General features: G+C 34.3%; 5 protein-coding genes. All 5 read right to left on the bottom strand.

Translation table 11 applies throughout. The features are described from left to right. Positions 1–33: 33 nt before the first annotated feature. The gene (locus tag DD829_RS22790) at positions 34–1,086 is read right to left on the bottom strand and encodes a leucine-rich repeat domain-containing protein (RefSeq protein WP_116548198.1); all 1,053 of its coding nucleotides are present in this window, start codon (positions 1,084–1,086) and stop codon (positions 34–36) included. A 102-nt stretch (positions 1,087–1,188) separates the two neighbouring features. After that, positions 1,189–1,842: a hypothetical protein gene (locus DD829_RS22785; RefSeq protein ID WP_108409278.1), complete on the bottom strand. Its 654-nt coding sequence runs from the start codon at positions 1,840–1,842 to the stop codon at positions 1,189–1,191. A 13-nt stretch (positions 1,843–1,855) separates the two neighbouring features. After that, the gene (locus DD829_RS22780) at positions 1,856–3,379 is read right to left on the bottom strand and encodes a hypothetical protein (RefSeq protein ID WP_108409277.1); all 1,524 of its coding nucleotides are present in this window, start codon (positions 3,377–3,379) and stop codon (positions 1,856–1,858) included. Positions 3,380–3,448: 69 nt separating this feature from the next. Next, positions 3,449–4,279: a hypothetical protein gene (locus DD829_RS22775; protein ID WP_108409276.1), complete on the bottom strand. Its 831-nt coding sequence runs from the start codon at positions 4,277–4,279 to the stop codon at positions 3,449–3,451. A gap of 10 nt (positions 4,280–4,289) precedes the next feature. Further along, on the bottom strand, positions 4,290–8,085 hold a 3,796-nt coding region (locus DD829_RS22770; protein WP_228408275.1), incomplete at its 5' end, for a hypothetical protein.

The following is an 8,085-nucleotide window of genomic DNA, read 5'->3' as shown; positions in this document are numbered from 1 at the left end:
CTTAAAAGCCCTGTAAAAACAAGGCTCTTATTATTATCGAAATAAATCCTTTGATCTATATAATGTTCTCGGTACAAAATGATCAGCTTCAAACTTAATTGTTACATTTTTTGGCACATCTTTAATCTCTTTGATATAATCTCCTGTAAAACATAGAGAAATAAAGCATTCGGAAACCAAATTAGATAAAAAGGAAGCATCAAACTCTTTAATTTTATTAACTTCCAAAGTTAAATACTCAAGATTTATAAGACGATCTAAATTTTCAACTTTGATGATCTTATTTTCATTTAAATTTAATTTTCTTAAATTTTTCAGACTATCCAATCCTTTGATTTTTGAAATTTCATTATAACTTAAGTCTAATACTTCTAAATTTGTCAAACTTTCTAAGCCTTCAATTTCTTCAACCTGAGTAGCCGAGATAAAAAGTTGTTTTAGATTGTGTAAGGTATCCAAACCCTCAATCTTTTCTACTAAAGTTCCATTTACTCTTAACTCCTCTAAATGAGGAAAACGCTCCAAATCAGTAATTCTTTTAATATCAGTTTCTCCAATATTTAAAGAGCGTATATTTTCATTAACCTTTATCTTTTTTATATGATCAATTCCACTCCAACTAACATTTAAGTGCTGTAACGATTTTAATTGCTCCAAACCATTTATCTCACGATAAGCGTTGCCACCACTAATAGATAATATTTCCAAACCGATTAAATCACCCAATAAGGAAGTATCTTTAAGTTTAACCCCTCTCAAATCCAGATTCTTTAAATTTTTTAAATCACCTAAATACCTTAATGATTTTTCTTGTAAATGATTGCCGTTTAATTGTAATGTTTCTAACTGTGAAAACGCATTTAATGGGCGTAACATTTTCACATTGCAGTATGGAAGGGCTAATTTAACAAGACTGTCTGCTATTGGTAATAATATATGTAAATCCTTTAAATCAACCTCATCTAAATAAAGTGTTGTAATATTTCCATCGTTATCTATATCATAATAATTTTCCCAGATGTGTTCTTTGGAACGATTAATTTGAATATCAAACTTTTTTTCTATTTTTTTTATAAAATCTTTCATGGTTATTTTAAAATTTCTCAGTTTGAGAGCTTAAAGATAGTTCTTTAATAAAAAAGCGAAACTCCCAACAGAAGTTCCGCTTTAATTTTTTTTTGAAAATTTTTATTTGTTTTTATTAGAAAGACGCAGACTCTCAAACTTGGCAATAAAATTTTCCCAAGTCCAATCCGGAAATATTTTAGGCATCTCTGTTTTAAATATTTCTGTTTCTACTGACCCAATACCTATTCCATCCATATAATATAATAAAACTCGTTGCCAATGATTGAATACACGAGACTCAATAGCCATTTGCGTATAACCTTCATAATCCAAGTCTAAATTATTTAGCTCATAATCGCTTACACTAATATAATACAATGATTCGTATATGGTATTATCGGACATTATAATAAATCCGACAAAAGATTCAGGAGTTGGATAATCTAGCGGATGAAAATATTGAAGTTCTTCATCTCCTTCACCATCATATAAGCCTGCATCAGCAAATAAATCCTTACTTGAGGCAAATTCTAATTTCCCTCCTATCCCATTCTCTTTATCACTCCACCATTCAAAACTGTAACCATCTGATTCATTTCTATAAAAGTCTTCTATTCCTTTATGTATTTTATCTAGCCGATTCAGTTCCGGTAAATCAGTTTTTAAATTTTCTGGAACATTAAGTGTGCTTCCTTCGACTTTTTTAGCATTTTTAGCTAAAATAACATAATATTCCAAGTAAGCATTAAATTGATCTTCAAATTGATCTTCCATATATTACTTAATTTTAATTTATTTCTCTTAATATTAACTTATCACCATATTGTTTATTCTCAATTATATCTTTAAGCCTAGTGATCATGGTAACACTGCTAGTAACCTCTGACAATTTAGAAATTATTTGCGTAAATTTCGTTAAATCAGGAACTAAATTTGCTGCCTTTTGCATAATCGTAGCTTGAGCTAAAGTCAAACTTGTATTATCGCTTATTTCTTGTGGCGAACTGTATTTAATACTCACATTTATTTTCCTATCACTATCAATTTTATAATTTTTCAGCTCTAAATCAACTGGGTTGATAATCGAATTTTTATTAAGTAATTCTTTATCTTTTACGTACTTACCACCTTCTTTTTTAAGATAATTCGATTTTAATACTAAACTTTGAGGCACAAATTTTTCGGCATCACGTACTTTACGTATAATTTTTTTATCTTTTTCACTTTCAAATCCAGCTTTTTCAAGTTGGTCATCTGTAACATCCGGCACAGAACGTCCATAATTTACAGTTAAGAAATAGTCAACAATAGCACCTCCTAAAACAGCCGTTTTTATAGGTTCTTCTGCCGCACGCAAGTGGTTACTATTTCCTTTTTGGGACAATGGTGTCAAGTTTGTTAGTATACCTTCTCCGTGTATGTGTTCATTTAGCAAATGTCCTCTTACATAATAAGCTCTTTTACCTTCTTTTCTGTAAAACAAATCATTATATACTTTATTCGTTTCTTTAGGATCACTACCGTCAATTCCTTTCCTTGTAAGAGGAGAAGCACCCATAGCTGTATCCAAAACACCACCCCCAATAGTTTTTGACATATGTTTGATGACAGAATCTGGTAGACCTCCATCTTTATCTATACCAAATAGTATAGCAACGTATTCAGATAAATCTTTGGTCATTTTTGCAATATCCCCTTTTTTCTTTTCCTCATTTGCTTTTTTACCGCCAGTTTTATCTTTCTTACGCGTTTCAATCCTTGCCGCTATAGATATAGCTTTAGTTTTAGCGTCTTTTGTACGATCATCATTATTTTTAGGTTTGATACTCTCAACAAAATCAGTAAATGAAGTTGGTGTACTTGCCACCATCAATACCGTTTGACCTCCTTTATCTTGGAAATATAATGTATGTCTGTGATGATCTTCCGCTTCAAATGGTATTTGAATATCGTCCCAATCTTTATTAGGGTCATTTTCAATTTCTTTTGCTTTACTATCCTTAATAGCTTCCTTCTTGCTTCCAAAACCAATTTTCCCAAGTAGTTTTTTAGCTTTCCCTTTAATAAAATTCCAGAACTTCACAATAGCATTCTCAATACGCTGACGTATTTTTCTGATAACGCCCAGTATTTTATCTGCCAATCCGCCAATTCCTAATAATGAAGCTAAGAAACCAATGAGTAAAGGAACCGCTCTTCCCAATGCATTTTCTATCGATTTGGCTACGGCACTTACGTTTCCGCTGGCAATGCCTATTTTGGAATTAAAAAAGCGGAACTTCTTTACAGAGGTTCCGCTTTCTAAATACAAAAATGTACAATAAATATATTTTTAAATAAAACTGCTAAGAAATTTTGATTTTGATTTTTGAATTAAATTTTATGTGTTCAAAGCTTTTTCTAAAGCATCACATCTTTCTTTAAAATAAGTTAAATCTACATCAGGGAATAACTTAGGAAAACGTTTAATAATATTTTTCATTTGATGCAAAACACCCTCTGCAGAATACGTAAATGTTCCATCTTTAAATTTATCACTAAATGGATGGGGTCCTTGTAAATATTTTGCACCATATTCTATATAAACAGGTTTGTAGTTTCCTAATTTTTTTACAATTTCCTGTGTGTCAATATAAAAATATTGCCAATAATATACGGCTTTGCAAGCTATCATTGTATCATAATATTCTTCAAGACTCATATTTATTTTAAACCAGATCCCTGAATCGAAAAAATAGATCGGACAAGGATAAACACCTTCTTCCCGCAATATACATCCATAAGTACCATCATCTCCATGCCCTGACTTCTGAAAATAATTAAGTTTAGGTAAAAATTCCTCCCAGATGGCTTCAGCTTCGGGTTGTGGATTGTTCTTCCAAAAACGGCTGTCGTTATTGTAATTATCCCAGAAATGGGAAGGATAACCAAGAGACTCGAAAAGACCTAAAATGTCAAATCCTCCCCAAAGATACTCTTCGTCTGAGTCATTGGTAGTAGCATCCCAATCTAAGATTAAACCATTTATAGAATGATATTGATAATCATCTTCTGGAAAATCTATTTTCATAAATTCTTTAGCATTTGACAAAATTCGTTGGCTAAAAAAAGTTCTGTTTTTAATTTTATCAATGTTACTGTTTTCTACATTAATTTTATCATTGTTGCAAATTTTAACAATTAGCCCTTCTAATTTTTCTAAGATTTTCATAAAATGAGTTTTAAAATGTTATTTTGTCTATTTTTCTTAAATCATCTATCGTAGTTAATCCAAAATCAAGCACCTCTTTATCTTTCCTATTTGCATAATAATTTGTCATTCTTTCTTCAAAAAAATCAATTCGTTCAAACATTCCATTGTTTTTCCGTTCTTCAGTTACGGCTTTAGCAAATTTAGGATTTAAATTTAACTTATCGACTAATAGCTTTTCTCCTAAATCATTAATATTATATGGCATTGCAGGCTTACCCTGTTCGAAAACTTTAATACCTGGATTTGTTTTTACACCATTTACATCATAATTGCCATCTTTGTTTATATATTCCGCCCATTCAACTCTTATTCGTTTAGGAAAATATTGATCGTTTTCATTTTTGCTAGCATCATAGTATTCTTCAATTGTCGTTTTATACCACATAATTCTGTGTCTTTGATTTTCTTCTAATACTTGTTTTCCTTTCTTTTCTGCATGCTCCTCCATATTTGAGTTCATCACTCTTGTGATAGGTACTAAATTCCATGATACTCCAGGTCCATGTATATTATCATTAAGCAAATGCCCTCTAATATAGATAAGGTCACGAATTTTATTTTCCTTTTTTACACCTTTCTCTGTAGCATGATTCCAACCTAATGGAGATTGACCATCACGAGGAGGACTTCCCTTTGTATTCCCTGGCATCCAAGTCAGCGGATTTGCTTCAACTTCTAAAGCCCTACCCATAGAATCTTGCTTAGATGTGACAAATGTTTTCACGGTAGTTGGCTGTACTCCATCATCAAATTTAATTGCTTGAAATAATATTGATAATTTTTCTAAAGCTTTATCCTGTAGTTCATTTTGCTCACTTATGCTCTTCTCTTTGGCAGTTATTTTTGCATTATTTTTGCCATCTTTATTATCCTTTGTTAGTTTTATACGATCATTTTCTAATCTGCTTAATTTATCATTTAAAGGCATTAATACATTTTTATAATGGGTTATTCCTGCTTCAACATTTTTTCTTTCACTTGCTGTTTGAGCAACTTCTTTAGCTTTATTCAAATGATTTATAACATAATTAGGAGTACTCTGCATATACAATTTGGCATTTTCACCCTCTCCTTTAAAATAAAGTTTGTGATTAACATTTTCTATATTCTTAAAAATAATTTCATCATTCCACCATTCAGTTCCTTTACTTGCTTTCCCATGTTCTCCAATTTTTTTCTCTTTCTTATCTTTTTTGTTAGCATTAAATTTTCCGACTCCCATTTTCCCAAGCAATCCTTTAGCCTTCCCTTTAATAAAATTCCAGAACTTCACAATCGCATTCTCAATACGCTGACGTATTTTTCGGATAACACCCAGTATTTTATCTGCCAATCCGCCAATTCCTAATAAGGAAGCTAAGAAACCAATGAGTACAGGAACTGCTCTTCCCAATGCATTTTCTATGGATTTTGCGACGGCACTTACGTTTCCGCTGGCAATAGCTTTAATGCTGTCTGTAAATGCTTTTACCAGTTCCATAATCTGGGCAGCTCGCTGGATGAAGAATTTAACCATATCGATAATCGCCATTGCGGCTTTTATAAAGGCTCCTACCGGAGTCATCAATCCCATCACCCATTTAATTCCCGCCTGGATCACCTGTGTCTGGATAATGTCCATCATAGCATCCATTACGGTGGCTTTAAGATCGGCAAACTGGTCTTTCAGGTATTCCCAAAGTCCGGCAGCACCATCTTTGCGGACAATCGGAATTATTTCAAGACCTTTTTCAGAAGCGGTTTCCAGAACTTTCATTACAGGTTCGCCTATCACTCTTGCGCCAATGCTTCTGATACCGTCCCACGTTAAACCAAGTACCTGCGTGGTAATGGAGAAAATACCTTTCAAAGAGAATACATCTTCAGGCATGGTGAAAGAAATACCTTTCATCGCTCCGGTTAACCATCCGAAGAAACCGGTCTTAAGGTGTGTCCAGATGTTGGTTCCGAAATTGGTAAATCCTTGGGAAACACCGGCAATAAGGTTTTTAAAGAATCCTATCGGATCCATAATAATCGCCTGAATGGCACTGATTACACCGGATAATAAATTGGTCAGTGTATTTTTAATTTCAATAATAATAGCAAATACGCTGGTTTTAAGCACATCAAGAGCTTTGTTGATCAATCCGCTGTTTTGCGCTTTAAGATCTGCAATCCGGGTATCAATACTTGCGATATTATCGGCGTATTTTTTAGCCAATACATCAATTAATGCATCTTTTTTACTGTTTACACTTTCTTCCAGTGCATTGAATTTGCTTTGGATCTCTGCAATAGCTTCTTTCCCGATTTTCCTTAAGCTTGGCGATAAACTGTCGACATAAGTCTGTACATCTTTTTTGCCTTTGGCAATTCTGGTTTTGGCTGCATTTAGCTGGGTGGTAACATGGGTTGCGATTTGGTCGATGAATTTATCCATGACTTTAATGTATAAATCCTTACCACTGTCAAAGAATTTATTAACTTCTTCAGGTAAGCCGGTAAGTTTGTCCCATATCCATTTTCCAGCCGCAGCTAAAGCACCGTAGTCTGCATACGCATCACCATAACGTTTCTTTTTATAAGCCTTCATCTCTCTATCGACATGGGCTTCAAATGCTTTTTTAGATTCTCTGCTGCCCTCATCAAATTTCTTCGCTACCGTTGTATCCAGATTGTTTAATATAACATCTACATCTGCTTTGGAGCTGACGTAAATGCCATTAATATGATCGGCAATTTCTTTTCGTTTCTGGCTGTCTTTCGCTGAAGTTTGCTGTTGATCGCCGTGTACATTGCCTAACCCGCCTTTTCTTGCGCCATGCATACCGCTTATATGATTTACCGCCTGTGCCTGTGCATCACTACGGGTTTTTGACAACTCCTTAGCTTCATTGTCTCTAAACTGATGAGTTGCTTCAACACTTTGGGCTTTCGCATTATTCTTTTGATCTAAAGCATCCGTAAATGATGGTTCATTGGAGTTTGCCAACATCTTATCGGTTACTCCATTCGCTTTCATTTCGCTGTCGATACTTGCCGTTTGTTGCTTTATAGGTTGTTCTACGCTGGCTGCAGTTCTTTTCACAGGCATTGCCTTAGCGACATTCGGCGTAGAAGGAGCTTTACCAATATTCGGTGTCGGCATTTTTGCAACCGGACGATGAGGCTGTGCTGCAATATCCGGTTTTGCTGCCGTTGCAGAAGCAATATCATTTGCTGCTGCATTCTTTTCTCTTTTAACATCGCCCACCGCTTTTTGATTGACTTCATTTATATTGTTGTGTTTCTCAAACTCATCAGCCTGCTCTTCATTTTTCGGAAGTTGTATACTATGTATTTTTGCACTCAGCAAAGCTTTGAAATCTTCTCTTTTGAACATTCCGGCTTCCTTCGCACCCATTACATTTATCTGGCTTGCCTGTGCCATACTCTGACGTTCGTTGGAAGGAGATGGGGCTGCAGCCTGTGCATCATTTGTGGCTTTATGGGATGGTTCATGCTGTTTCTGTAATTTAGCAGTACTGCTTATTTTTCCGCTAAGCTCTGTAAATCCTGGATTACTGTGGGCATTTGCAGAAGGAGCCGGATCTACCTCTTCAACAGGTGCTTTATCTGGGTTAACAGGTTGAAGCTGGTCAGTCGAAACAATATCACCTTTATCTGATATCTGCTTTTTCCCCGGAGATTTAGTTTCGGCATTTGTTTCCGGAGATTTTTTATTTTGCTGATGAGCTGCTGCCTGTTCCTCCAACGTTTTCGGCACATACGTTCCGGATTTC

It is taken from the genome of Chryseobacterium sp. HMWF035, assembly GCF_003094695.1.
GTDB classification, from domain to species: Bacteria; Bacteroidota; Bacteroidia; order Flavobacteriales; family Weeksellaceae; genus Chryseobacterium; species Chryseobacterium gambrini.
Note: the sequence above shows the minus strand (reverse complement) of the source record. Positions and strands in the feature narration are given on the sequence as shown.

Bases quoted from the DNA above. Each gene is read 5' to 3' on its own strand.
- DD829_RS22790 (WP_116548198.1), bottom strand. From the start codon at position 1,086: ATGAAAGATTTTATAAAAAAAATAGAAAAAAAGTTTGATATTCAAATT.
- DD829_RS22785 (WP_108409278.1), bottom strand. From the start codon at position 1,842: ATGGAAGATCAATTTGAAGATCAATTTAATGCTTACTTGGAATATTAT.
- DD829_RS22775 (WP_108409276.1), bottom strand. From the start codon at position 4,279: ATGAAAATCTTAGAAAAATTAGAAGGGCTAATTGTTAAAATTTGCAAC.